Here is a 24,962-nt window from a genome sequence, read left to right on the forward strand (position 1 = left end):
GATTCCTGAGCTAAACCTCTTGACTAGATCGCGATTGTCACGTGAAGCTTAGGAAGCCTAGTAACCGCGCCATGAGGGGCGTGGTGGGCAAACGAAGGAGAACGCTCGTGTTGGTACTGCCGATTGACGGTGGTAAGGGGCTGCTGGTGCTCGCCGGGGCGACACCGCAGTTCAAGGACAAGGAGAACGGGGTTGCCGCCACGGACCGCGCCACGGGCGCGCCGTTGGTGGAGGTGCCCCTGGCGTTGATGGCCGACGGTGGGACCCCGCAGGTGTTGCGGGTGTCGGTGCCGCAGCCGTCGGTGCCGAAGGACCTCGCGGTCGGCCAGTGGGTCAAGGCGACCGGGCTGACGTTGGTGGCGGGGGAGAAGAACGGCCGGCCGTGGCAGATCTTCCGCGCGTCGGCGTTGACGGCGGTGAAGCCTGGATGACGATCGACCCGAATCATCTGAGGCTGCTCACCGTGGTTCCCGCCGTGCTGCTGGGCGTGGCGGCTGTCGTGGCGACGGTGTGGCTGGCCGCGCATCTGGTGCGGTATCTGCTGGCCGACGCGGAGATCCGGCCGGCGATTCGTGTCGGTTGGCGGATCCGGTCGACGTGGCGACGGACCGCCATGCGGGTGGGCCTGGTCCAGACCGAGCGCGTCCGTCCGCCGTTGTGGTCGTCTCGGCCGCAGACGGTGGTGGTGCGGCGGGAGTTGGTTCCGGCGGTCCGGGTGCGGGCGCGGCGGTGGGGTGTCGAGGTGGACGCGGCCACGGTCGGCCGGCTCGGCTTGGTCGAGTTCCAGAACGCCGCCGGGCATCTCGCCGATGCGTGGCGGGTGCCGCAGGTGCGGGTAGCGCAGGTCCGTCCCGGTCTGGTCCGGCTTCGGGCGCTGCTGATCGACCCGCTGACTCAACCGACCACCTGGGGCGGGCAGACCGCAACCGGTGACCATCTGGAGACATGGTCGGCGGGTGTCGACGCCGACAGTCAGCCGGTCACCATCCGCTCCTCCGGGGTGTCCGGGGTGGTGGTCGCGGGGCTGGCCGGCTTCGGCAAGACCTCGCTGCTGAACGCCCGGTTCTGTCAACTCGCGCCGAGTCCGGCGGTGCAGTTCGTGTTGATCGACGGCAAGGGCGGCCCGGACTACGACGACCTGTTCCGCCGGGCGTGGCTGTCGGCGAAGGACGACCCGGAGCAGGTCCGTGATCATCTGGCGCGGGTGCATGAACTGATGACGGGCCGTCAACGGTGTATCCGGTCGGTGCTCGGGGTGAAGAACGTGTGGCATCTCGGCCTGTCCGCCTCGTGGCCCCTGGTCGTGGTGGTGATCGATGAGGCGCACACGTTCTTCAACGAGTCTAAGGGCACCGACGCCGAGTCGAAGAAACGCGACGCGGTGGCACGGCAGACGACCCGGCTGGTGGAGGAGTTGGTGCGTAAGGGCCGCAACGTCGGTATCCAGGTGATCCTGGCGACGCAGAAGGCCACCGGGGATGCGATCCCGACGAAGATCCGGGACAACTGCCAGGTCGCGGTCAGCTTCGCGCAACGCACCAGCGAGGCGGCCACGGCAGTGCTCGGCTCGGACATCACCGGCTTCCCCGACGAGCATCCGCGCCGGTTGCAGGACCCGGCCTACATCGGGGTCGCCTCGATGGTCGCCGCAGGCCGACCCGGGTTCACGCTGGTCCGCACCCCGTACGTCAGTGACGAGGCCGCTGACCGGATCGCTGCGGACACCGCCGGACTGGTGCGCGACCCGCTGCGGCTGCTCGCCGACGCTGCCAGGGCGGACCGTCCCGGCGGCCAGGACAGGGAGGGCGGCGGCTCATTCCGCCAAGAACACCCCGCCGCTCTCCCCGCAATCAGCCCTCCCACAAGTGGAGAGGAGCCGCGCCGATGATGCCATCCACCGCTGCCGGCGTCGACCTCGACGCCCTGGTCCGCATCGCCGCCGCCGAGCAGGTGGAGGGCCGGGTCGGTGTGTGCCGGCACCCGATCCGGTTGACCGGGCGTGGTCTGCTGGTCGAGGCCAGCACCGGCCGTGTCCTCGCCGACTCCGGCGACCGGCAGACGATCACGGTGCGGTGCCGTAACCGCCGTGCCGCACGGTGTCCGGCGTGCTCGACGCTGTACAAGCTCGACGCCTTCCACCTGATCACCGCCGGGCTCCGCGACGAGCCCACGGTGGTCCGGCCGCGGGTGTTCGTGACGGTGACCGCGCCGTCGTTCGGGCCGGTACACCTCGGCCCCGCCCGGCACGGTGTCCTGCGTCCTTGCCACCCCGATCGGTCCGTATGCGGTCGGTGGCACCTGCCGGACGATCCGCTGATCGGCACCCCCCTCGAACCGGACGGCTACGACTATCCGGGGCAGGTGCTGTTCAACGCCCACGCCGGGATGCTGTGGGCGCGGTTCACCACCGAGGCACGCCGCACCCTCGCGGCTGTGGCGGGCCTGTCCCGGCGTGAGGCTGCCCGGCAGGTGCGGATGGCGTTCGCCAAGGTCGCCGAGTTCCAGGCGCGGGGAGTGGTCCACTTCCACGCGATCGTCAGGCTCGACGGGCCGGACGGCCTGCCCACCCCGCCGCCAGCCTGGGCGACCAGCGACGTGCTGGAAACCGCGATTCGCCGGGCGGTCCCCGTTGTCGCCGTCGCCACGCCAGCGGTCGTCGGCGGGCGTGTGCTGCGGTGGGGGCGGCAGATTGACATCCAGCCGCTTCCTGCAGGGGATGTGGTGGTGGCCCGGTACGTGGCGAAGTACGCCACGAAGACCGCCGAGGCCGTCGGCGTCGACGTGCCACCGCTGTTCTGCCCTGCTTGTCGAGGCGACGGCCTGCGCCCCGGCGACGAGGCTCGGCGCTGGTGTCGGGTCTGCTCGGGCACCGGCCGCCGTCCCGGCGTCAGCCTCGATCGGCTACCCGCGCACGGCCGCATGTTGGTGGAGACCTGCTGGCGGCTCGGCGGACTGCCCGACCTGCGAGGGCTGCGGCTGCGCCGGTGGGCGCACCAGCTCGGCTACCGGGGCCACGTCACCAGCAAGTCACTGGCCTACTCGACCACCTTCGCCGCGCTGCGCGGTGAGCGGCGCCGGTGGCGGCTGACCCGCCACGCCGAGGCTGTCGGTGTCGACCCGGCCACCGACCTGCTCACCGTCGGGGACTGGCGCTACACCGGCCAACTCGGGGAGGGCCAATGAACAGCCCCGACCTGTTGACCGTCACCGACGTGATGGCCCGGCTGCAAGTTGGCCGGCACACCGTCTACGACCTCATCCGCTCCCGCCGGCTGCATTCGGTCCGCATCGGCCGCTGCCGCCGCATTCCCGCCCGGTCCCTGGCCGGCTACCTCGACTCACTGACCAAGGAGGCCGATCATGGCCGGTAGAAAGGCCAACGGCGAAGGCACCATCTTCCAACGCGCCGACGGCCGCTGGTGCGGCGCCGGCTACGTCCTCGCCGCCGACGGCACCCGCAAGCGCATCTACGTCTACGGTGCCATCCGCCGCCAGGCGGCCGACAAGCTTGCCGAGAAGCTGGCCGACTCGAACCGGGGACTGGTCGTGTCCGCCGACCCGAACCTGACCGTTGGCGAGTATCTGACCGCGTGGCTGACCGGCGTGGCCCGGCACCGGCTCCGGGCGACGACGTACGTCACGTACGAATCCCTAGTCCGCCGGTTCCTGATCCCCGGCCTCGGCGCGCGGAAACTCGGCACGCTGACGGTTCGGGACGTGCGGACCTTCCTCGACCGGCTCCCGAGCGTGTGCCAGTGCTGCGCGCAGGGCTGGGACGCCAAGCGGAACCCGGACCATCCGGTCAAGGCCCGCCGGCCGCGCTGCTGCGCGATCGGCAACTGCTGCCGCAAGCACATCCGCCCGGCCACCGTCCGCTACATCCGGGCAGTACTGTCCGCCGCCCTCGCCGACGGCGTCCGCGAAGACCTTCTCGGTCGCAACGTCGCCAGCTCGGTACGGCTACCCACACCGCGCAGCGACTTCCAACCGTTCACCGCCGGCGAGGCCCGCCGCTACCTGCTCGGCGCCGCCTACCACCGACACGGGCCACTGTTCGAACTGGCGCTGCGCATCGGCCTGCGCCGGGGTGAACTGCTCGGCCTGCGCTGGGATGACATCGACCTCGACGCCGGGCACCTGTATGTGCGGCGCACCCTGGCCCGCACCCGAGGCGGCCCAACGTTCCAGCCGGTCAAGACCCACCGCTCCGCGCGGCGTATCGTCCTGCCCCGCGACTGCGTCACCGCGCTCAAGCGCTACCGCACCCGGCAGGACCTCGACCGGCGCGAGGCCGGCGACGGGTGGACCGCAACCGGGCTCGTGTTCACCACCAGCACGGGCGGGCCGATGGACCCGGCCGCAGTGCACCGCCACCACCAGGCCATCTGCGAACTCGCCAACGTCCGCTCCATCCGCTTCCACGACCTGCGACACACCTGCGCCACGCTGCTGCTCGAACAGGGCGTGGACCTGGTGACGATCAAGGACCTGCTCGGCCACGCACAGATCCACACCACCGCCGACATCTACTCCCACGTCCGGCTCCGCCTGCAACGCCACGCCGTCGAATCCATGGACCAGGCGTTGCAACCCGACCAGCCCGACGACCACGACATCGTCTCCGACGACTGAACTTGACCAACCGAGAACGCGCCCCGCCGGGATCACCGCCCCGGCGGGGCGCTCTCGCTGCTGTGGCGGCCGTCGGATGGTTCGTAAGGCCAGGTGAAGAACCGGCGGTACAGCGTCCCCGACGTGGTGGTGGGCATGTCCACGCAAGCCTCGACGAAGAACCGGGACAGGTAGAGCATCAGTGACACCCGCGCCCCGGCGAACTCGGCCAACAGTTGACGTTTGCGGGTGAGACACGGCCACGCCTGCCCACACCCCGCGCAGGTCCAGGCCGGGCGAACCGGCAGGTGCATCGACATTCGCTGCTCAACCCTCCGGAACGTACGTGGTCTACGGTGGGAGGGCCGGGCACGCACCCGGGTATGAAGAATGCCGATCTTCGTAACCGGTCCCGGCCCTCCCGGAACAGCACCAGCCAGGTCCGGACTCGATGCACGTCCCCGCTGGGCCTGTCACTAGGATCAGGGGAGAGGGATGACCATGGAAGCAGGCGAGGGTCTTCCCCCGTCTACACCCGATACCGCCGACCTCGGCGCGCACCTGCGGGCCGCCCGCGAGGCCGCCGGGCACAGCCTTGCCGGGATGGCGGCGCTCACCCACTTCAGCAAGCCCTACCTCGGCCTCGTCGAAACCGGCCGCCGCCCCGCCACCCCCGACGTTGTCGAACGCTACGAACACGTCCTCGGCGTGCCGATCGGCACCCCAGCAGACCCGGTCCGCCTCACTCACGAATGGCTCATCGGCGACTCACCCGTCCCCCGGCAGTTACGCGCCGGCCGTCGTATCGGCACCAGCCTCATCGAGACGCTGGAATCCCGGGTGATCGAACTTCGGCACCTGGACGACACCGTCGGTAGCCGCACCCTGCTCCCCGTCATCCGTGCCGAACTCGACCAGGCCGAACACCTTGCCCGCACCGCCTCCTACACAGACATACTCGGCAAGCGGCTGTACACCGTGATCGGTGAACTGGCCCAACTCGCTGGCTGGGTCGCCAGCGACGCCGGCCGCTACCCCGACGCCCAACGGCTCTACCTGTCCGGCGTCACCGCCGCCGAATCGGCAGGAGACAGGGCGCTGGGCGCGCAACTGCTGTCCAGCCTCGCCTACCAGATCACCAACGTCGGCAAACGTGAAGACGCGCTGCTCATCGCCCGCTCCGCCGTCACCGGTGTCCCCGATGCCAGTCCACTCGTGCGGGCACTGCTGCTGGAACGCCTCGCCTGGGCCGCCGCCCGCCTCCGCGACACAGACACCACCCGTCGCGCCCTCGACGCCGTCGACGACGCCTACGACCAGCGCTCCGGCAGCATCGCCGAACCCGAATGGGTGTACTGGCTCAACCGGGCCGAGATCGACGTCATGGCCGCCCGCTGCCTCATCGAACTCGGCACCCCAGCCGCCGCCGAACCCATGCTCACCCGAGCACTCGCCGGCTACAACCACGACCACGCCCGCGAAGTCGCCCTCTACCAAACCTGGCTCGCCGAAGGCCACGCCAGAGCAGGCGACCTCGACGCCGCCCGTGAGGTTCTCGCCCGCATCGACACCACCGCTATCGACGCGGGCTCTTCCCGCCTCCAACGACGCGTCACCGCCGTCGACCGCCTCATCGATCGCCGCGCACAGAAGAAGCCTGCCACCAGCCGGCAACCGACTGAGTAGACGCCCGACCGACGTCATGCCCCGCGCACTCAGCCCGGCGTGCGCCCACGTTGCTGTCACGGCTGCTGTCAAAATCACCGTCAATCGATGAGCCGTCGGCGGGTGGTTGAGCGAAAGGCCAGCTCCCTGCCAAGATCGACGCCATGACCTCGCCACGGCCACCGTAACAACGCCACACCTACTATGTGATCGCTGGCGACACTCCGGTACTTGTACACAACTGCAATGGCAGCACGAATAGCCATAACGCCGATATCCCAGTGCATCCGGATATCAACAAGTTCAATGTTCGCGCTGGAGAACTGGTCAACAATAGATTCGAGACTCATCCGCTCAATCCTCACCAGATGAATGGCGGCGACGTTGTCGGGCATGGTGGTGTGAGGAATCTTTCAAACGATGATCTGATTAGGCCCGGTGGGCCGCAAGGAAACGATCCAATTCGTGGGGCACGTGACTGGGCGCCAGGAGACTGTAGCTGCTATCCTGCATCCCGGATCTATATTACTGGCGGTCACCACCGGACTGCCGAAATTGCGAGAAGGGTAATGGCCGGAGATATGAGTCCGGATCGGCTAATTGAATTTGTGATATCCCCGCCGTGATGACGTCGATGAAGATCGTCATGGGTGGTGAGCAGCGGTTTGTCGCCGTGGTGTTCCGCGGCGACGCCGCCGCCTCTGAACGGCTGTGGGTCTGCGTCAGGGGAGGCCACGCACCTGCTCATAGCAGCTGGTCGGGCTGTTGGAGTGGCACGAAAGCTATAACGGGGCCGGACCTTCAACAGTTCCTCGAAAGACTCGACGAAAAAGTGACGCAGGGCGGCCGTTCGGGGCCGTTTGGCCCCTACCTGGATGAGCACTACTTCTTCGACGGTTGGGATTCGTGGGGCAGTGGCATCCCGTCGCCACTGGCGAGTTCTGTGCCTGACGAGATCCTGGCGAATGCTGGGCTTGCATTGTCTATTGCGGAACTCGTCAGTGGTGTCTTCGGGGCCGAGTGAATTCAATCGCGGCGGGAGCCGTGAGCGAATTCGGCGTGTTGGCGTTACAACTCTGTGCATCGGGGTGCGCCGTCGGGCGCGCTCGTGCGCGTGGGTTGCCGTCATCGTTGCCGTCAAGTACGTGCATAGTATGTAGACAAATCGATGTAACTTTCCAGTGTGGACCCAGGTGACCTTCGTGCCTGGTCGCCATCATTGGCTGAGACTGGTTGAGGTAGACGGTGCCGTGCCGCGTCAGCGGTGCGGCGGCGATCGCCGGTAGCCACCCGGTGGCCTGACCGCCCAGGCGATCGTCACGGCCTCTGGCGTTGCGGGCTTGATTGGCTGCCGACATCGGGCGACTTGTTGCGTGGGCGCGTGCGCGCGGGCCGGAACGGCGTAGCGCGTGCGCGTGCGTCCGGCGTAGCCGGGCGCTCTTGATACCCGTGCAGCGTTTTGGACCAGGCTGGTCAGGGGCGCTGGTTGTCGGGCCAGTGGATGTCGCCGTGGAAGTCGGGTCCGGCCCCACCAACTCGGGCTGGACCGTTCGACTGATCACCGGCACGTGCGGTCCGAAGTCGGCATGCGGCGGCGGGGACAACGGCATCACACCGTGATACGCAGCTGTGGTGGACCGGGGCGAGTGCGGCGGCGCAGACGACCGGCCGGTGAGGTTCTGGGCGCCGGGGCGAACTCGCGGTATGTGTGGACCGACCTGCACACCGACATCGTGGGGCCTGCACCAACTTCCGGTGCCCGGACACGGAGCGGGGCCTTCGCGGCCCGGCCCCGGTCACGCTCACGGGCCGTCAGCCCTTCTTGACGCCCTTGCCGCTGCGGAACAGCTTCACCATGCCGGCGAAGAACCGCTCCATCTCCGAGCCGAACGGGTTGTCGCTCACCACATAGGTCCACGTGGCGCTCGGGCGGATCAGGCCGGCGTCCTCCGGGGTCCAGTCCGGCGAGAACTCCTCGATCGCCTCGAACTCCGCGACAGTACGGTCGTCGATCTCGGCGAGCAGGCCCCGGAACGCCGGGATCGCCTCGCGGTGGAACTCGTCAAGCGGGTCCTGCGAGCCGAGCACTCGCAGGTGGATGCCCTCGCGCAGCTCGCTCATGTCGGCCAGGTGCTCCGACCACGCGTTGTCGGCGTGGTACAGCGCGATCATCCGGGCCACGCGAAGCACGGCCTCCTCGCCGAACTCCTCGGCCAGCTCGTTGTAGCGGTCCGGGGACCGCTCGGCCAGGAGTTCGCCGGCGGCGTCGGTCGTGAGCAGTTCCTCGCGCCGCTTGCCGTGCAGCTGCCGGTGCTGGTCGAGCAGGTAGTTGTACCGCCAGGTGTTGCGGTGGATCTCCAGGTTGACGGCCTCGGCGACTCGCTGCGCGGAGCCGATGGCCCAGCGGACGTCCTCGTCGTCGATGGCGCCGTCGGCGTCCGCCCGGCCCATCGGCATCGGCTCCGGCCCGTACCGCTGGATGAGCTCGTCCTCGAGGCTGACGAAGAACATCGACTCACCGGGGTCGCCCTGCCGGCCGGCCCGGCCGCGGAGCTGGTCGTCGATGCGGCGGGAGTCGTTGCGGGCGGTGCCGATGACAAAGAGGCCGCCCAGCTCGGCGACCCGCTCGCGCTCCTTCTCGTCGCTGCCGCCCAGGCGGATGTCGACACCACGGCCGGTCATCTGCGTGGAGACCGTCACCGCGCCGACCGAGCCGGCCTCGGCGACGATCCCGGCCTCCTTCTCGTCGTTCTTCGCGTTGAGGACGACGCACTCGACGCCCTCCTCGGCGAGGGTGGCGGCGAGCCTCTCCGACTCGGCGACGCTCAATGTGCCGACCAGGACCGGGCGGCCGGTCTGGTGCATCGCGACGATCTCGGCCACGCACGCGATGTCGCGCTCCTCGGCGGAGGCGTAGACGCGGTCCGGCCAGTCCTTGCGGATGTTGGGCAGGTGCGGCGGGATGACCGCGACCTCCAGCTTGTAGAACTCGCGCAGCTGGGCACCGACCGGCAACGCGGTGCCCGTCATGCCGCAGATCTTCTTGTACTGCGTGAGGAACGCCTGCACGGTGATGGTCTGCAGCACCGTGCCGCCGCCGCTGCTGCGGATCTTCTCCTTGGCCTCGACCGCGGCCTGGAGCCCGTCGGGCCAGCGGCGCCGCTGCGCCACCCGGCCACGGAACTCGTCGATGAGCTCGACCCGCTCGTCGCGGACGATGTAGTCGACGTCGCGCACGAGCAGGGCCTCGGCGTGCAGGGCCAGGTTGACCGCGGTGAGCGTGTCGACGTTCTCCGTCGCGTAGATGTCGACGTCCAGTGCGGCCTCGACCTTCGCCAGGCCGGTCGTGGTCAGGTGCGCGGTGCGCCCCTCGTCGACGACCTCGTAGTCGTGGTCCCTGTGCAGGCCGCCGACGATCTCGGCGATCGCGACCGGCTGGTCCTTGTCGTCGATCGTGGAGCCCGCCAGGACCAGCGGCACGCGGGCCTCGTCGATGAGGATCGAGTCGGCCTCGTCGATGATCACCGTGCCGAGATCGCGGTGCACGCGGTCCTCGACGTTGGTGACGATGCTGTCGCGCAGCAGGTCGAAGCCCGCCTCGCTCACCGACACGTATGTGATGTCCTTGGCATACGCCTCGCGGCGCTCCTCCGGCGTCGACGACTCGTTGACCCAGCCGACGGTGAGGTCGAGCAGCTCGTAGACCGGCCGCATCCACTCGGCGTCGCGCCGCGCGAGGTAGTCGTTGACGGTGATCACGTGCACCGGCCCCTGCGCGGCGTATCCGGCGGCGGCGATCGCGGCCGTCAGCGTCTTGCCCTCACCGGTGGCCATCTCCACGACGTGCCCGGCGAGCAGCACCTGGGCGCCGAGGATCTGCACGTCGTAGGCTCGCTCGTCGATGGCGCGCTTGGCGGCCTCACGTCCGAGGGCGCACGCCTCGACGAAGTCCTGCGGGTCTTCCCGCTGGTGCAGTGCCGTGGCGGCGGCGCGCAACTCGTCGTCGGTGAGCTCGGACAGCTCGGCCTCGCGCGCCTCGATCTCCGGCAGCAGGGCCCGCATCGGCTCGAGGTCGATCGTGGTGCCCGGCTGCTCCTGCAGCTTGCGACGCCACGCGTTGAATTTGCTCACCAAACCCATGGCGAACACGATACGTCCCCGCTGGGGCGGCGTGTGCGCCCCGTCACGGGATGCTTGTCCGGGACGCCAGGTACGCAGTCCGGCTCCCGGTGCCCGACACCCTGTTCGAGCGCGGCTCCCGCTGCCCGGTTCGCGCCTTGGCTGCGTGCCCTGGCTGCGTGCCCGGTTCCGTGCCCGGTTCCGTGCCCGGTTTGACCGCTGGTTCCCGCATTCCGGGACCGATCGCCCTCTTCCATGATCTTGATGGCGTCACGATCAGGAAAGTCGGCGGCTTCGCATGGCGTGCTCGGCGAGAAGGTGGCCGACGGCGCGCGGTCCGAGTGCGGCTGGGCTCATCGGCAGTGACCAGCGCTGGAGTGCTTCCACGGGGCCGGGGCGGTTTCCGGCTGGGTCGCGTTGCGAGGTGGGGTGCGATCGTGGCGCGGGCTGATCAGTCCGCTGCGGGTGCGGAGCGCGGAACAGGGTGTGCGGTTGTGGGCAGGGCGGTCCGCGCGGTGGCCACGCTCGTGGGGCGGGGTGCGTTCGTGGGCGGGCCGGTCGCAATGCCGGGGTCTCGAAGCGGGCCGTGGCTGCGGGGCGGGTGGTGGTCGGTTGCGAGGTGGGCTGCGGCTGTGGGCGGGCGGCGTGGCTGTGGGGCGGGTGGCGGTCAAGTGCGGGATCGGTCGTGAGGCGGGCGGTTGCGAGGTGGACCGCGGCTGGGGAAGGCCGCGATTGCGGAGGTAGGCGGCGGGGCGGGCGGTGGTCGAGGGCGGGATCGGTTGTGAGGTGGTCGGTCATGAGGCAGGCCGCGGCGGCGGGGTGGGCCGCGCGGCTGCGGGCCGGTCGCGATGGCGGGAACGGGGCGCGGTCGTGACTCACGGTGCGGTCCTGACCCACGGTCTGTGAAACTTTCGCGTTCGGTCCGTCGATCGAAGTTGACCTTGGTCGATTTCTGTGCCCAGGGCCACGGAAATCGACCAAGGTCAACTTCGTGGACAACGCGCACTCGCTGAAACCGGACAAATCAGTCGAAGTGGGCGAGGGCGTGAGGCTGGCTGCGAGATCGGCTTGCTGGCCTTCGCGTGAGGGAGGATGGTACCCGTGGAGCAAGGGGTGGCTGCGCTCAGCGAGATTGTCGGGCGTGGAGACGTGCTGGTGCTCAGCGGGGCCGGGTTGTCCACGGAGTCCGGCATCCCCGATTATCGCGGGCCCACCGGCATGCGCCGGCCGGCCACGCCCATGACCTACCAGACCTTCACGCGGGATGCTGCCGCCCGGCGGCGGTACTGGGCCCGCAGCCACCTCGGCTGGCGCACCATCGCCCGGGCCGCGCCGAACGCCGGGCACCGGGCCGTCGGGCGGTTGCAACGCCGGGGGTTGCTCACCGGCATCATCACGCAGAACGTCGACGGGCTGCACCAGGCCGGGGGTGCCGACATCGTCGTGGAACTGCACGGCGGCCTCGACCGTGTCATCTGCCTCGACTGCGGTGACCTCACCGCCCGGGCCGAGCTCGACGCCCGCCTCACCGCCGTCAACGCCGGTTTCGACCACGTCGCCGACGGCGTCAACCCCGACGGCGACGTGGAGCTCACCGACGAGCAGGCGGCCGGGTTCGTCACCGTCGGGTGCGTGGAGTGCGGCGGGATGCTCAAGCCCGACGTGGTCTTCTTCGGCGAGAGTGTGCCGGCGCCGCGCGTACAGGCGTGCTTCGACCTGGTCGAGAAGTCCGCCGCGCTGGTGGTGCTGGGGTCGTCGTTGACGGTGATGTCGGGGAGGCGGTTCGTGGTCCGGGCCGCGAAGCTCGGCCTGCCGATCGCCATCGTCAACCAGGGGCCGACGAAGAGCGACGGCCTGGCCACGCTGCTGATCGACGCGCCGCTCGGCGCGGTGCTGTCCGCGGTGACCTGGTCCTTACGCGGCTGACCACGCCGACAACGCGAGCCGCACCAGCTCCGCGTTGTCCGCGACCGGCCGGCCGTCCGGGCTGGTGAGCGTGTCCTCCAGGCCGATCCGCGTCGGCAGGCCCAGCCGCCCGGCCAGCGCCACCATGGGCCAGCACAGCTCGCCGTCGCCGTGCAGCAGCCGCTCACCGCGCACCCCGAGCGTGTCCAGCCGCGCCAGCACCGCCTCCGCGTCGGTCTCCGGCCGCATGACCTCGACGAGCAGGCGCGGCAGCCCGCCGGCGATCGACAGCGCGTCGGCGTCGGCGAGCGTCCAGACTCCCGCCTCGACGGCGACGTCCAGCTCGCGCAGCGTGGTGACCAGGTCGGTGAAGCCGGGCTCGGAGACGTTCGCCGAGGCGAAGTCCGGCCGGCGGTACCGCGGGAGCCCCGCCCACCCCGCGACGGCGCGACCGCGGGCGGCCACGTCGCGGCCGCTGATCCACAGCCCGGTCGTCACGCCGATCGGCGTGGCCGGGCAGGCCTCGCGCACGGCGGACACCGCGGCCCCGACGTCGGCGGCGTCGAGCGACTCGCGCCCGTCGGCGCGGCGCGGATGCAGGTGGACCGCCTCGGCGCCGGCGGCGACCGCGGCCTGCGCGGCGACGGCCAGCTCGGCAGGGGTGCAGGGCAGGGCCGGGTGCGCGCCGGGCGGGCGGCTGCCGTTGAGGGCCACCTTGAGCCGGGCGATCGGGCGCAACACAGGACAACTGTCCCTTCCGGCCCGCGGGGCACGCAAGATCAGCCCCTCGGCCGGGGGTACGGACCCCCGGCGACCTCAGCGGATCGCCGGGGGTCGTGAGCTCGAGATCAGGGGTTGATGAAGTCCGTCGGCTGCTCGGGGTGTGCCGGCCGGTAGGTCCAGACGCCGCCGGCCACGCCCAGCGCGCAGATCGCCAGCACCGTCCCGGGGACACTGCCGGCGGTCAGCCCGATGACCGCTCCGACGATCGCTGCGACGGCGATGATCACCGCGGTCACCCGGCGGGGGGTGACGCGCCGCGTCATGGCCCGATTGAATCCGTTGACGAACCGCGTGTCGTCGCGCAATGCGGCTTCGATGTCCGCGAGCCGCTGCTGCTCGCTCTCGCTGAGCATGATGCCCAACCTCCTCCGACGGGCCTGCCCGGTGCGCGATGGGTACCCGTTGCGCTCGATCGTCACACACAATGCCCGGTTGTGGGTCGGTCGATCGGCGCCAAACTCGAATTCCGCAGGTAGAAGCCCCGATGTTTTGCGGCTTTTGTCGTATGGGGCGACCTGCGCAAGATGACGCGGTATGCCATTCTCGACGGCGAATGGCGCGGAATCGGTGCGTGAACTTCCGGGGAGGATTCGAACGTGGACCCGCAACACCAGTGGCAGCAGCCTGACCAGCCCGGGCCGTACGGCCCGCAGGGGCAGCCACCGGCCCCGCAGTATCCGCCGCAGCAGTACCCGCAGCAGCCCCAGCCCCAGCAGCAGTACCCGCAGCCGCAGTACCCCCCGCAGCAGTACCCGGCCCAGCCGTACGCCAATCAGCCGTACAGTGCCCTCCCGTACAGTTCGCAGCCCCACTCGGCGCCGCCGCACACCGGCCAGCCGTACGGCGGGCAGCCCTACCCGCCCCAGTCCTACAGCGGGCCGCCGCAGGCCACGCCCTACGAGCAGCGGCCGAAGCGCAACCGGTGGTTCGCCGCGCTGGTCATCAGCGCCGTCCTGCTCGTGGTCATGGCGATCGCGGTTGTCGTGGTCGCCACCACCCGCGACCGCGGCGGGGACCCGCAGGCGGGCGGCGGCGCCTCCCAGTCGCCGAGCGGCCCCGTCGACGCCTGCCTGGTCGGCACGTGGAAACAGACCAGCTACCAGCGCAACGTGGTGCTCGGCGACACCGACGTCGGCAAGCGGGAGAACCTCGGCACGATCAAGATGAACGGCGGCGGCAAGCAGTGGACGATCAACGCTGACGGCAGCGCGATCGAGGACGACTCGAAGACCGTCTACAGTGGAAAGACTCCGGACGGCCGGACCGTGACCGCGTCCTTCTCCGGCCAGACGACCTGGGCGGTCAAGACCGCCGACACGCAGCTGCAATACGCCGGCAAAGAGAGCGACGTCGTTGTCACCATCTCGGTCAACGGCGCCGACAAGGGTCGCATCGAGCTCGAGCCGAACACCGACCCGGTGAAGTACACCTGCACCGGCGACATCTGGCGCACCACCAAGGTCGACGATCCGGACGCCTTCAGCCGGTACGACCGGGTCAAGTAACTCGCCGGTTGGTGGCACCCCGGAGGGGGTACTGCCGATGGCATGACGACGTGGATCACGCAGGTCGGTGAGCGGGCCCGGGCGCGGCTGACGAGCGCCCGGAAGGCCGGGGCGGTGCCGCCGTTCGAGCCGCAGGAGCGGGACGTCCTGCTCCTCCGGCCGGAGTCCACAGTGGAGGACGGAATCCCCCGCGGGATCAAGCTCGCGGGGGCCTGGGCCTGGCGGATCGTGCTGTTCATCCTCGCCGGCTACCTCTTGCTGCAGCTGATCTCGTCGCTTCGGCTCATGGTCATCCCGGTCGTGGTGGCGATGCTGCTCGCCGCGCTGCTCGAGCCGGTCGCCGGCGCGTTGCGCCGGCGCGGGACCCCCCGCTCCCTCGCCGCCGCGCTCGTCCTCGTCGGCGGCCTGATCGTGGTCTTCGGCGGGCTCGGCGTGATCGTCTACACCTTCATCACCCAGTTCGGGAGCCTCGCCGGGCAGGTCCGCGGCGGCCTCAACGAGATCCGCAACTGGCTCGCCGTCGGGCCGCTGCACATCTCCGAGCGGCAGCTCAACAACACCATTGACCAGCTCGAGCGCCAGATCACCGCGAACCGGGGCGCGCTGACCTCCGGTGCGCTGAGCACCGCCGCCACGATCGGCGAGGTGCTCACCGGCTTCTTCCTGGTGCTGTTCACGCTGTTCTTCTTCCTGCGCGACGGCGCGCACATCTGGGCGTTCGTCTGCCGCCTGCTGCCCCGCCAGGCCGAGCTGCCCGTCCACCGGGCCGGCCTGTATTCGTGGTCCACCCTCGTCTCGTACGTGCGTGCCACCGTCATCGTCGCGTTCGTCGACGCCGTCGGCATCGGGATCGGCCTGGTCGTCCTGCGGATCCCGCTCGCCCTGCCGCTGGCCGCCCTGGTCTTCCTCGGTGCGTTCATCCCGGTCGTCGGTGCGACGCTGTCCGGCGCGGTCGCCGTGCTCGTCGCGCTGGTCACCAACGGGCCGATCAGCGCGCTGCTCGTGCTCGCCGTGGTGATCGCCGTCCAGCAGCTCGAGGGCCACGTCCTCCAGCCGTTGATCATGGGGCGGGCGGTCGCCCTGCACCCGCTCGCCGTGATCCTGGCCATCACCACCGGCGTGGTGGTCGCCGGGATCGTCGGCGGTCTGGTCGCCGTGCCGCTGCTCGCCGTGGGCAACACCGCCGTGCGCTACCTGGCGCACCATCCCTCCGGTGAGCCCACGCCGGACCGCGAGCCGCCCGGCACCGAGCCCGCCGACGGGGACGAAGGGCGCGAGGAGGACCAACGCGAGGAGGAGCGGAGCGAGGAGGAGGCGGGCGAGGAGGCCGAGAAGGGGAGTAGCGTCCGAGTCGACCAAGAGCGACCGTAAGGAGCAGTCATGCCGTTGACCGGTGAGTACGAGCCGAGCCCGAGCCAGTGGTCGCGTGACCAGGCCGAACTGTTCGAGCGCACCGACGGGGCGGAGGGCAACACGATGCGCGGCAAGCCGATCATCCTCCTGACCTCCCTCGGCGCCAGGACCGGCAAGCTGCGCAAGACCCCGCTCATGCGGGTCGAGCACGACGGCGAGTACGCGGTCGTGGCCTCCCGGGGCGGCGCGCCGACGCACCCGGTGTGGTACCACAACCTCGTCGCGAACCCGCTCGTCGAGCTGCAGGACGGCCCGGTCCGCAAGGACTACACGGTCCGGGAGGTCAGCGGCGAGGAGCGCGCCGAGTGGTGGAAGCGCGCGACGGCGGCCTGGCCCGACTACGACGAGTACCAGACGAAGACCGACCGCACGATCCCCGTCTTCGTGCTCACCCCGGTCGCCGATGCCTGATCATCCGGTACTGCTCGCGCTGCTGGCCATGCAGCGGCAGAACTGGGAGCAGGGCGTGGCCTCGCACGCCCTGCTCGACCTGGGCCTCGACGCGCTCGCCGCGCGGTTCGCCCGGGACACGGCCGTCCACCAGGGCACCGACGGCCGGCTCGGCACCATCGGCGGTGAGCAGGGCGCGGTGAACTCGGGAGCCTGTTACGAGGCGGTCGTCCGAGCCGGGCTCTCCGCCGCCGCCGAGGCCCAGCTCGCCTGGATCACCACCACCGCGCCGCGCGCCGCCGACGGCACGCTGTTCCACCTGATCGGCAGCCGGGAGGTGTGGGCGGACACGGTCTACATGGTCGTGCCGATGCTCGCCTTCGCCGGCCTGCCCGACCTCGCGGTCCGCCAGGTCGAGGGCCACCGCCGGCGGCTGTGCACCGGCGGGCTCTACGCGGCCCGCTTCGACGACGCGACCGGCACGCTCGTCGCCCCCGAGCACTGGGGCACCGGCAGCGGCTGGGTGGCCGCCGGCATCGCCCGCGCCGTCCGACTCGACCCGGCGCTCGCCGGGCCGCTCGCCGGGCACGCGCGCGAGGTGCTCGACGCGTGCCTGGCCCACCGGCGCGCCGACGGCCTCTTCGGCAACGTCCTCGACGACCCGGCCTCGTTCCGCGAGGCGAACGTGGCCCAGATGCTGGCCTACACCGCGTTCACCGGCGTCGCCGACGGCTGGCTGCCGCGCTCCTACCTGGACACGGCGCGGTCCCTGCGCGAAGCGGTCGAGCCGCTGGTGGTCGACGGCCTGGTGACGTCGGTCTGCGGCGCGCCGGCCTTCGACCGTCCGGGCACGTCGGCCGAGGCCCAGGCGTTCTGTCTGCTGGCCGAGGCGGCCGCCCGGCGCGCCACCGGCGAAGCGGCCGGGGGCGCGGCCGGGATCGCCGGCGGACCCGTCGCCGGCGGCGCCTGACGCTACTCGCCGGCCAGCTCGTCGGTCGCGGCCCGGCCGGCCTCGGTGACCCGGCCGAGGAAGTCGGCCAGCAGCTCCAGCTGCGTGTCGTCGTAGCCGGCCAGCAGCTCGTCCATCGAGCTGTTCATGCCGGAGAACAGCCGGTAGACCTCCGGGGCGCGGTCGCGCAGCGCGCGGACGACCACGGCCCGGCGGTCGCCGGGGTCGCGGTCCCGGGCGACCCAGCCGCCGCGCTCCAGCCGGTCGAGGATGCCGGTCATCGTCGCGGGGTGCAGCCCGGCCCGCCGCGCGAGGGTGCTCGGGCTCAGCGGCCCGTGCCGGCTGACGATGTCGAGGCAGTCGAAGTCGACGTCCTTGAGGTCGAGGTGCACGCCGACCTGATGGTTGAGCAGCGACAGCTGGGTGCTGAGCGCCCGCAGCGACTCCTTGATCGTGTTGCTCGTGCGCCGCCGCTCGCGGGACGACGGGGGAGAGTCCATGCTGCCTTCAGATATTCCGGGTCTCGTACCTTATGGCTGTCGAGGACACCATACCGGGATGGGATGCTGGGCGGGTGAAGGTTCTGCTGCGCGGCTCGACGTACCGGCGCGGCGTCTTCCTGCTCCTCGGCGGCGTGCTCCTGTTGCCGTACGCGCTGCTGGCCGCCGCCTTCGCCCAGTCGTGGACGGAGCCGGACGCGCCGCACGGCACCATCGTCGCGCTCGTCGTGTTCACCGCGGCGATCGGCCTCGTGCCGCCGTTCCTGCACGGCACCCGGGCCCTGGAGATCACCGCCGCGCGCTGGCTGCTCGGCGTCGACCTGCCCGACCCGGTGCCCGCCGCCGAGGGCGGGGAGACCCGGCTGCGCGCCGCGCTGTGGTTCGTGCTGCATCTGGCCATCGGCGGTGCCGTGGCGCTCGGCGCGGTGGTCTCGGTGCCGCTCGCCCTTGTCGCGCTGCTGCAGCCGCTCGGCGGCGTCGGCGACGCCATGCGCGGCCAGACGATCGGGCCGTTCGACGAGCACGACACCGTGGGGCTCACGGCCGTCGGGCTGCTCGTCACCGTCGCGCTCGTCTTCGCCGTCGCGGGTCTCGGCGCGCTCGCCACCACCATGGCACCCGTCCTGCTCGGCCCGTCGCCGACGGCCCGGATCGCGGCGCTGGAGGCGCAGGCGGCGCGGCTCGCCGAGCGCAACCGGCTCGCCCGCGAGCTGCACGACTCGGTCGGCCACGCGCTCACCGTCACCACGTTGCAGGCCGCCGCGGCCCGGCAGCGCCTGGCGGAGGACCCGGCGTTCGTCGAGCGCGCGCTGGTGGCCGTGGAAGAGGTCGGCCGTCACGCCTTGCAGGACCTGGATGCCGTGCTGGCCGTGCTGCGCGACGACACCACCGTGTCCACCACGCCGTCGCGGTCGCTGCGCGACCTGCCGCGCCTCATCGAGGAGGCCGGGGTCGCCGTCGACCTGCACACCGACGGCGTGCTCGACGGGTTGCTCGACGAGGTCCCGCCGCACGTCTCCCGGGAGGGGTACCGCATCGTGCAGGAGTCGCTGACCAACGCCATGCGGCACGCCGGGCGGGTCCCGGTCACCGTGCGGCTGTCCACCGTGGGTGGAGCGCTCGAGGTGCTGGTGCGCAACCCCCTGACCGGCAGGCCCGGCTCGCCCGGCCGCGGCCTGCACGGCATGGCCGAGCGGGTGACGCTGCTCGGCGGCCGGCTCGACGCCGGACCGGCCTCCGACGGCTGGACCGTGTCGGCGCGGCTGCCGCTCGGGGACGCCCGGTGATCCGGGTGCTGCTCGTCGACGACGACGAGCTGGTCCGCGTCGGCCTGCGCGTGATCCTCGACGGCGCGCCCGACCTGACGATCGTCGGCGAGGCGGCCGACGGCGCCGAGGTGCCCCCGCTGGTGGCCCGCCTGAGACCGGACGTGGTGCTGATGGACGTCCGGATGCCCGGCATCGACGGCATCCAGGCCACCCGACACCTGCTCGCGACCTCCGCGGCCCCGCCGCGCATCCTGGTCGTCACGACGTTCGAGCACGACGACTACGTGTACGAGGCGCTGCGCGCGGGCGCGAGCGGTTTTGTGCTGAAGCGTGCCCGACCGGCCGAGCTGATCGAGGCGGTGCGGGTCGTGGCCTCGGGCGAGTCGCTGCTGTTCCCGGCCGCGATCCGCCGCCTGGCCGGCGCCCGCCCCGACGGCCGCCCGGGCGGCGACCGGCTGGCCTCGGCGCGGCTGACCGACCGCGAGGCCGAGGTGCTCCGGCAGATGACGACCGGCAGGTCCAACGCGGAGATCGCCGCCGAGCTGCACCTGGGCGTGGAGACGGTGAAGACCCACGTCGGCAACGTCCTGGCCAAGCTGGGCGCCCGCGACCGCACCGCCGCGGTGATCGCCGCCTACGAGTCCGGCTTCGTCACCCCCGGCACCGACTGAGCCGTCCCGCAGGATCGGGGAAGTCACCGATGCGGGGTGCGGCGCGACGGGAGCATGCTTGGTTCATGGGTCGTTTCGTCGTGGGCGCGATCGCCGTCGTCGTGGGTCTGTTCGTGGCCGGGGCCATCGCGTTCTGGCTGTTCAAGGCGCTGCTCGGCGTGCTGTTCTACCTGGTCGTCGGCGCGCTCGTCGTCGGTGGCGCGGTCTGGCTCTACGGCCGGGCCAAGCGGAGCCTCGGCACCGGCCGCAACCAGCGCCGCATCGAGGCCGCCGCCGCGACCTGGCGCCAGCGGCACCGCTGACACCCGGCGCGCCGGCACCCGGTGGCGGCCACGGTCGCCACCGGCACCCGTGGTGCGCGCCGGCCGGCAGCAGACCGGTGCGTCACGCCTCCTGGCCGCAGGAGCGGCACGTTCCCCTGCGGCGGGTGGCGTATGCAGAGGTGGCGAAGCCCAGGGCCACACCCCACATCGGCCACAGGGCCATCGGCAGGATGAACCAGTCCTGCTCGCGCAGCGCGGTCAGGCCCATGTCGCTGACGAGGATGCCCACCCCGGCCGACAGCAGGGCCAGCGCGACGGTCGTCGCCGGGACCACGGCGAGCGGCACGGGCACCCGCCGGCCACGCAGCACGGGGATCCAGCGCGGGAACACCTCGCCCCAGCGGGCCACGAGGCCCACGCTGAGCACCGCGCCCACAACCGCGAAGGCGCCCAGCGCGGCACCCGCCCATTGCCCGCCGCCGGCCCGCAGCTCCCGCAGTTCCTCCCCGCTGAGCGCGAGCGGGATGCCGAACAGCCAGGCGAACCGGGTCACGGCGTAGACCAGCGGCACGGCCACCGACACCCCGACCGCCCACCGGGCCGCGCGGTCGAGACGGTGCGCCGGCGACACGCCGGGCGCGCGGCCGCACGAGGCGCACGCCCCGCGGGTGCGGCGCAGGAACGTCACGGTCGCGGCGCCGACAAGTGCCCCGCCGGCGAGCGACCAGACCTGGTTGGCGATCGCCCAGTTGAAGATCCGGCCGTAGTCGACCTGCTCCGGCCAGCCGAACGGCGCGCCGATGATCAGCGCCGGCGCGTAGCCCAGGATGGCGAGGACGCTCATGGTCGGTACCAGCACGACGAACCCGGCCGCGACGAGCCCGCACCACGCTGCGGCGGCCGCTCGGGTGACGCCCCGGAGCCGGGTGGCGGCGGGCCCGGCCATCGTGACGAGCACGACGGCGGTGACGAGCAGGACGCCGGCGAACACCGGCGCGCCGGCGCCGGGCGTGATCGCCCGCAGCGGCGAGGCGGGGTCGCCGAGGTTGGTGCCGAACGGGAAGCCCGAGCCGGTGACGACCCAGACGAGGTGGACGACGCCGTAGGAGGCGGCCCACAGCGCGGCGATCCAGCCGACGCGGTCGGCCGCCGAGCGCCGCCGGACGCTCGGCGCGGTAACGGTGGTGGTCATACCGTCGACGGTGGCCGATCCGCGGGCGGAGCGGTTCCCCCGCCGCCGGGACGCGCGTCCCCCGCCGGAGGGAGGGCGTGGGTCAGGCGGCCAGTGCGGCGTAGGCCCCGTCGGCGTCGAGCAGCGCCGTGTGGGTGCCGCGCTCCACGGCGCGACCGTGGTCGATCACGACGATCTGGTCGGCGTCGCGGACCGTCGACAGGCGGTGCGCGATGGTGATGGTGGTGCGCCCCTCGGCGAGGGTGTCGAACGCGCGCTGCACCGCCCGCTCGGTCTCGGTGTCGAGGGCGCTCGTCGCCTCGTCGAGCACCAGGACGCGGGGGTCGCGCAGCAGGGTCCGCGCGATCGCGATGCGCTGCTGCTCACCGCCGGAGAAGCGGTGGCCCCGCGAGCCGACGACGGTGTCGTAACCGTCGGGCAGGCCGCTGATCAGGTCGTGGATCCGCGCCGCGCGGGCGGCGGCCTCCAGCTCGGCGTCGGTGGCGTCCGGCTTGGCGTAGCGCAGGTTCTCCCGCACGGTCGTGTGCAACAGGTACGTCTCCTGGCTCACCACGCCGACGACGTCCGCGAGATCGGTGAGGCGGACGTCGCGCAGGTCGACGCCGTCGATCGTGACCCGGCCGGCGGTCGGGTCGTGGAGCCGGGCGATCAGCGCGGCGATCGTGCTCTTGCCGGACCCGGTTTCGCCGACCAGGGCGAGCGAGGTCCCGGCGGGCACGTCGAGCGTGACGCCGTCGACGGCCGGGGTGTCGTTGCCAGGGTAGGTGTAGGAGACGCCCTCGAACCGCAGGTGCCCGCGGACCCGCTGCTTCGGCAGCGGCACCGGCCGGGCCGGGTCGCCGACCTCGACGGGCAGGTCGAGATACTCGAAGATGCGCGCGAACAGGGCGAGGGACGAGGTCAGCGAGACACCGACGCCGAGCAGGCCCATCAACGGCCGGAACAGCCCGGCCTGCAGCGCGGTGAACGCGACCAGCGTGCCGATGCTCAGCGTGCCCGCGGTCATCGGCAGGCCGGCGCTCAGGTAGATGACCGCCGGGATCGCCGCGAAGATGATGCTCATCGAGGCCATCCGCCAGCGCCCGGCGAGCTCGGAGCGCATCTCCAGATCGATCAGCCGCAACGAGGACGCGGTGAACCGGTCGACGAGTGCCGCACCGGCGCCCATGGTCTTGCTCAGCCGCACGCCGCTGACCGACAGGCCCTCCTCGATCGTGACGTTGAGGTCGGCCAGCTCCCGCTGGCGCTGCGCGGTGATCTCGCGGCGCATGCTCGCGACCTTGCGGGTGAGATAGATCGCGGGCGGCAGCACGACGAGCGACACGAGTGACAGCCGCCAGGACAGCGCCGCCATCGCGGCGGCGGTGGCGACCGCGGTGGTCAGGTTGGACGCGATGGAGGTGGCGGTGTTGGTGACGACCGTCTCCATCCCGCCGATGTCGTTGGTGATGCGGGACTGCACCTCGCCGGTGCGCGTGCGGGTGAAGAACCCGATCGACTGGCGCTGGAGGTGGGCGAAGACGTCGGTGCGCAACCGGTGCATGACCTGCTGCCCGACCTTGGTCGAGATCCAGGTCTGCACCACGCCGAGCGCGGCGGTGACCGCGGCGACCGCGACCATGCCGACGACCAGCCAGACCAGCAGGGTGGTGTCGCGCTCAGGGAGGGCCTTGTCGATGACCTCGCGCAGCAGGAACGGGGAGGCCATCGCGATCACCGACGAGGCGACGATGATCAGGACGACGGCGGTGAGCTGCCCGCGGTGCGCGGTGAACAGCCGGCCGATGCGGGCCAGGGAGACCTCGCGGGCCTGGGACTTCTCCGCGGCGGTGAGCTCGCGGGGACGGCGGGTGCGGGTGGGGGGATGGGAATCCAAACGGGTGGTCCTTTCCTTCGGAGGTATACTGAGGTTACCTCACTATGAGGGTCCAGCAGCAACTCCTGGTACCGTATTCCGGTGGAGAGCACGGTGGACGGCACCGCCGACGACGGGCTGGCCGAGACGTTCTGGAGCGTGGCGCGCCGGCTGCGGCGCCAGACACACAAGACGCTCGAGCCGTGGGGCATCACCCCCGGCCAGTCGCGTGCGGTCAACGTGCTCATGCGCCACGGCGAGATGCGGCTGAGCGAGCTGTCCGAGCACCTGCGCATCGCGCCGCGCTCCACCACCGAGGTCGTCGACGGGCTCCAGGAGCGCGGCCTCGTGCAGCGGCATCCCGACCCGGGTGACCGCCGGGCGACGCTGGTGGTGTTGACGGCCGACGGCCGTACCGTCGCCGAGGCCATCCGCAGTGCGCGCATCGCCGAGGGTGAGCGCTTCTTCGCCGCTCTGTCACCGGTGGACCGGGCCGAGCTGTCCCGCATCCTCAACAAACTGCGGGAATGACGCGGCCTGTGGGCATAAAGCCGGACCGCCAGGGCACCTCACCCCGATGGTTGACGCACGCGAACACGGCTTCGCCGGCGACGGGCGGACCAACGACCAGCCGGCACTCCAGCGGCTCGTCGACGAGCTCGGCGACGCCGTCGAGCTCGACGGCACCCCTCGCACGATCCACTGCCCGGCCGGGGTCTACGCGATCCAGGACGCCGGCACCGTGTGGCGCAGCGGTGTCTCGCTCGTCGGTGACGGCCCCGCCGCCACCCGGTTCGTGCTGTCCAACCCCGGTGCGCCCACCACCGCGACGCCGCTGGCGTTCTTCACCGCGCTCCAGCACGGCGCCTCGACCGGGCGCTGCATCGCCGACGTGACGTTCGCGGCGTTCGGGATCGACGGTTCGGCGATCACCCTGCCGTCGTACGACGTCCTCGCCAAGGGGCTGGGGCTGCAGTACGTGCTGCGCGGCAACTTCCACGACCTGCACATCCAGGACACCCCGGCGACCGGGTTCGGCTGCGACTTCCTCCAGGACACGACGGTGGAGCGGGTGCTCGCCGAGCGCTGCGGGCGCCTGGACACCGGTTGGGAGCGGGGCGGCGCGGGCATCGGCATCGGTGTCGGCGGCTGGGGTGACGTCGAGCGGCTGACGATCAGCGATTGCGTGACGCTGCGCAACGGCACCAACGGCATCTTCCTCGAGCTCCAGGAAGCCGACTGGACCAGGCCGCGTGGCATCCGGGTGCTCGGCTGCCACGCGCAGGGCAACTTCTACGGCATCTCGGACTGGGGCGCCGACGGGCTCGTCGTCTCGGGCTGCACGATGATCGAGAACCACGTCGCCGGCTTCGACGTCTCCGGCCAGGGCACCACGCACATCGCCGGCCGCTACGGCGTGGTCAGCGGCTGTGTCATCGACGACAACGTCGGCGCCGGGGTGAGCATCGGCAACACCCCGGGCGGGTACACGGTCGCTTCGAACCGGATCAGCCGCAACGGCGGCCACGGGTACCGGCAGCACAACCTGCCCGGCGCGCGGAGCCTGCCGGCCTGCGACATCGTGATCGAGGGCAACGACCTCTGGGACAACGGCTGCGACGGCATCCGGATCGACGGCTCCCTCGTCGACGCGTTTCTGGTCGACAACCGGATCCGGGGCAACGGCCTGCGCGAGGGCGGCGCGGGCATCACCATCAACGCCCGGGTGGAGGGGGCGACGCTGCGCGGTCAGCGGATCTGGGACCGCCGCGACCCGCCGACGCAGGACAGCGGCCTGCGCGTGACGGCCCGCGGCTCCCTGGTGAACACCGTGTACTCCGACCTCGAAGCGGTCTCGACCGCGTGAGCCGAG

At 71.4% G+C, this 24,962-nt stretch carries 25 protein-coding genes; 17 read left to right on the plus strand and 8 right to left on the minus strand.

From position 1 onward, the window contains the following. Window positions 1-107 precede the first annotated feature (107 nt). Genes Dfulv_RS11345 through Dfulv_RS11365 form a run of 5 tightly spaced genes read left to right on the plus strand, consistent with a single transcriptional unit; the run spans window position 108 to window position 4,632 of the window. The gene (locus Dfulv_RS11345; RefSeq protein ID WP_259862741.1) at window positions 108-431 is read left to right on the plus strand and encodes a hypothetical protein; all 324 of its coding nucleotides are present in this window, start codon (window positions 108-110) and stop codon (window positions 429-431) included. Next, the gene (locus Dfulv_RS11350; RefSeq protein ID WP_259862742.1) at window positions 428-1,888 is read left to right on the plus strand and encodes an FtsK/SpoIIIE domain-containing protein; all 1,461 of its coding nucleotides are present in this window, start codon (window positions 428-430) and stop codon (window positions 1,886-1,888) included. The genes Dfulv_RS11345 and Dfulv_RS11350 overlap by 4 nt, the downstream gene beginning before the upstream one ends. Then, window positions 1,885-3,183, plus strand: a complete 1,299-nt coding sequence (locus Dfulv_RS11355; protein ID WP_259862744.1) for a replication initiator — start codon at window positions 1,885-1,887, stop codon at window positions 3,181-3,183. The genes Dfulv_RS11350 and Dfulv_RS11355 overlap by 4 nt, the downstream gene beginning before the upstream one ends. Next, window positions 3,180-3,371 (plus strand): helix-turn-helix domain-containing protein, encoded by a 192-nt coding sequence (locus Dfulv_RS11360; RefSeq protein WP_259862745.1) that lies wholly within the window; start codon window positions 3,180-3,182, stop codon window positions 3,369-3,371. Before Dfulv_RS11355 ends, Dfulv_RS11360 begins: the two co-directional genes overlap by 4 nt. Beyond that, window positions 3,361-4,632 (plus strand): tyrosine-type recombinase/integrase, encoded by a 1,272-nt coding sequence (locus Dfulv_RS11365; RefSeq protein ID WP_259862746.1) that lies wholly within the window; start codon window positions 3,361-3,363, stop codon window positions 4,630-4,632. Before Dfulv_RS11360 ends, Dfulv_RS11365 begins: the two co-directional genes overlap by 11 nt. 32 nt (window positions 4,633-4,664) lie before the next feature. On the opposite strand, the gene Dfulv_RS11370 is transcribed toward Dfulv_RS11365, so the two are convergent. Beyond that, window positions 4,665-4,844, minus strand: a complete 180-nt coding sequence (locus Dfulv_RS11370) for a hypothetical protein (protein ID WP_406567960.1) — start codon at window positions 4,842-4,844, stop codon at window positions 4,665-4,667. 262 nt (window positions 4,845-5,106) lie between these two features. On the opposite strand from Dfulv_RS11370, the gene Dfulv_RS11375 reads away from it, so the two are divergent. Further along, window positions 5,107-6,297, plus strand: a complete 1,191-nt coding sequence (locus Dfulv_RS11375; RefSeq protein ID WP_259862748.1) for a helix-turn-helix domain-containing protein — start codon at window positions 5,107-5,109, stop codon at window positions 6,295-6,297. An 80-nt stretch (window positions 6,298-6,377) separates the two neighbouring features. Here the strand turns inward: Dfulv_RS11375 and Dfulv_RS11380 are convergent, their stop codons facing one another. Next, window positions 6,378-6,671 (minus strand): hypothetical protein, encoded by a 294-nt coding sequence (locus Dfulv_RS11380; protein ID WP_259862749.1) that lies wholly within the window; start codon window positions 6,669-6,671, stop codon window positions 6,378-6,380. A gap of 230 nt (window positions 6,672-6,901) precedes the next feature. On the opposite strand from Dfulv_RS11380, the gene Dfulv_RS11385 reads away from it, so the two are divergent. Further along, window positions 6,902-7,300: a hypothetical protein gene (locus Dfulv_RS11385; RefSeq protein WP_259862750.1), complete on the plus strand. Its 399-nt coding sequence runs from the start codon at window positions 6,902-6,904 to the stop codon at window positions 7,298-7,300. Window positions 7,301-8,088: 788 nt separating this feature from the next. On the opposite strand, the gene secA2 is transcribed toward Dfulv_RS11385, so the two are convergent. Further along, entirely contained in the window at window positions 8,089-10,416 is a 2,328-nt protein-coding gene (gene secA2, locus Dfulv_RS11390) for an accessory Sec system translocase SecA2 (protein WP_259862751.1), read from the minus strand. A gap of 1,071 nt (window positions 10,417-11,487) precedes the next feature. Between secA2 and Dfulv_RS11395 the strand changes: the two genes are divergently transcribed. Next, window positions 11,488-12,321, plus strand: a complete 834-nt coding sequence (locus tag Dfulv_RS11395; RefSeq protein WP_259862753.1) for an NAD-dependent protein deacetylase — start codon at window positions 11,488-11,490, stop codon at window positions 12,319-12,321. Here the strand turns inward: Dfulv_RS11395 and Dfulv_RS11400 are convergent. Continuing rightward, the gene (locus Dfulv_RS11400; RefSeq protein WP_259862755.1) at window positions 12,310-13,041 is read right to left on the minus strand and encodes a 3-keto-5-aminohexanoate cleavage protein; all 732 of its coding nucleotides are present in this window, start codon (window positions 13,039-13,041) and stop codon (window positions 12,310-12,312) included. The genes Dfulv_RS11395 and Dfulv_RS11400 overlap by 12 nt on opposite strands. A gap of 107 nt (window positions 13,042-13,148) precedes the next feature. After that, window positions 13,149-13,436, minus strand: a complete 288-nt coding sequence (locus Dfulv_RS11405) for a DUF3040 domain-containing protein (RefSeq protein ID WP_259862757.1) — start codon at window positions 13,434-13,436, stop codon at window positions 13,149-13,151. 243 nt (window positions 13,437-13,679) lie between these two features. On the opposite strand from Dfulv_RS11405, the gene Dfulv_RS11410 reads away from it, so the two are divergent. The 4 genes from Dfulv_RS11410 to Dfulv_RS11425 are packed head-to-tail and all read left to right on the plus strand — an operon-like array spanning window position 13,680 to window position 17,361. Then, window positions 13,680-14,588: a lipocalin-like domain-containing protein gene (locus tag Dfulv_RS11410; protein WP_259862758.1), complete on the plus strand. Its 909-nt coding sequence runs from the start codon at window positions 13,680-13,682 to the stop codon at window positions 14,586-14,588. Window positions 14,589-14,630: 42 nt separating this feature from the next. Then, window positions 14,631-15,959 carry an AI-2E family transporter gene (locus Dfulv_RS11415; protein ID WP_259862760.1) on the plus strand — a complete coding sequence of 443 codons (1,329 nt, stop codon included), beginning with the start codon at window positions 14,631-14,633 and terminating at the stop codon, window positions 15,957-15,959. 9 nt (window positions 15,960-15,968) lie between these two features. Further along, on the plus strand, window positions 15,969-16,412 hold the full coding sequence (locus Dfulv_RS11420) for a nitroreductase family deazaflavin-dependent oxidoreductase (protein WP_259862762.1): 444 nt from the start codon (window positions 15,969-15,971) through the stop codon (window positions 16,410-16,412). Further along, window positions 16,405-17,361 carry a glycoside hydrolase family 88 protein gene (locus Dfulv_RS11425; protein ID WP_259862764.1) on the plus strand — a complete coding sequence of 319 codons (957 nt, stop codon included), beginning with the start codon at window positions 16,405-16,407 and terminating at the stop codon, window positions 17,359-17,361. Before Dfulv_RS11420 ends, Dfulv_RS11425 begins: the two co-directional genes overlap by 8 nt. Before the next feature lie 2 nt (window positions 17,362-17,363). Here the strand turns inward: Dfulv_RS11425 and Dfulv_RS11430 are convergent, their stop codons facing one another. Further along, window positions 17,364-17,840 (minus strand): MarR family winged helix-turn-helix transcriptional regulator, encoded by a 477-nt coding sequence (locus Dfulv_RS11430; RefSeq protein WP_259862766.1) that lies wholly within the window; start codon window positions 17,838-17,840, stop codon window positions 17,364-17,366. 74 nt (window positions 17,841-17,914) lie between these two features. Here Dfulv_RS11430 and Dfulv_RS11435 point away from each other — a divergent pair, with 74 nt between their 5' ends. The 3 genes from Dfulv_RS11435 (at window position 17,915) to Dfulv_RS11445 (ending at window position 20,081) form a co-directional block, all read left to right on the plus strand. Then, complete coding sequence (locus Dfulv_RS11435) at window positions 17,915-19,126, plus strand: sensor histidine kinase (protein ID WP_259862768.1); 1,212 nt, start codon at window positions 17,915-17,917, stop codon at window positions 19,124-19,126. After that, the gene (locus Dfulv_RS11440; protein ID WP_259862770.1) at window positions 19,123-19,779 is read left to right on the plus strand and encodes a response regulator; all 657 of its coding nucleotides are present in this window, start codon (window positions 19,123-19,125) and stop codon (window positions 19,777-19,779) included. Before Dfulv_RS11435 ends, Dfulv_RS11440 begins: the two co-directional genes overlap by 4 nt. A gap of 65 nt (window positions 19,780-19,844) precedes the next feature. Next, a complete protein-coding gene (locus Dfulv_RS11445; protein ID WP_259862771.1) occupies window positions 19,845-20,081 on the plus strand; it encodes a hypothetical protein in 237 nt (78 codons plus the stop codon). A gap of 82 nt (window positions 20,082-20,163) precedes the next feature. Here Dfulv_RS11445 and Dfulv_RS11450 read toward each other — a convergent pair whose 3' ends face one another. Then, on the minus strand, window positions 20,164-21,234 hold the full coding sequence (locus Dfulv_RS11450; RefSeq protein WP_259862772.1) for a hypothetical protein: 1,071 nt from the start codon (window positions 21,232-21,234) through the stop codon (window positions 20,164-20,166). Window positions 21,235-21,316: 82 nt separating this feature from the next. Next, complete coding sequence (locus tag Dfulv_RS11455) at window positions 21,317-23,110, minus strand: ABC transporter ATP-binding protein (RefSeq protein ID WP_319805785.1); 1,794 nt, start codon at window positions 23,108-23,110, stop codon at window positions 21,317-21,319. An 81-nt stretch (window positions 23,111-23,191) separates the two neighbouring features. Here Dfulv_RS11455 and Dfulv_RS11460 point away from each other — a divergent pair, with 81 nt between their 5' ends. Both Dfulv_RS11460 and Dfulv_RS11465 read left to right on the plus strand, forming a co-directional pair. Further along, window positions 23,192-23,620 carry a MarR family winged helix-turn-helix transcriptional regulator gene (locus Dfulv_RS11460; protein WP_259862773.1) on the plus strand — a complete coding sequence of 143 codons (429 nt, stop codon included), beginning with the start codon at window positions 23,192-23,194 and terminating at the stop codon, window positions 23,618-23,620. Window positions 23,621-23,666: 46 nt separating this feature from the next. Further along, the gene (locus Dfulv_RS11465; protein ID WP_259862774.1) at window positions 23,667-24,956 is read left to right on the plus strand and encodes a right-handed parallel beta-helix repeat-containing protein; all 1,290 of its coding nucleotides are present in this window, start codon (window positions 23,667-23,669) and stop codon (window positions 24,954-24,956) included. Window positions 24,957-24,962: the final 6 nt, after the last annotated feature.

Origin of the sequence: Dactylosporangium fulvum (genome assembly GCF_025137375.1) — a bacterium.
GTDB lineage: Bacteria > Actinomycetota > Actinomycetes > Mycobacteriales > Micromonosporaceae > Dactylosporangium > Dactylosporangium fulvum.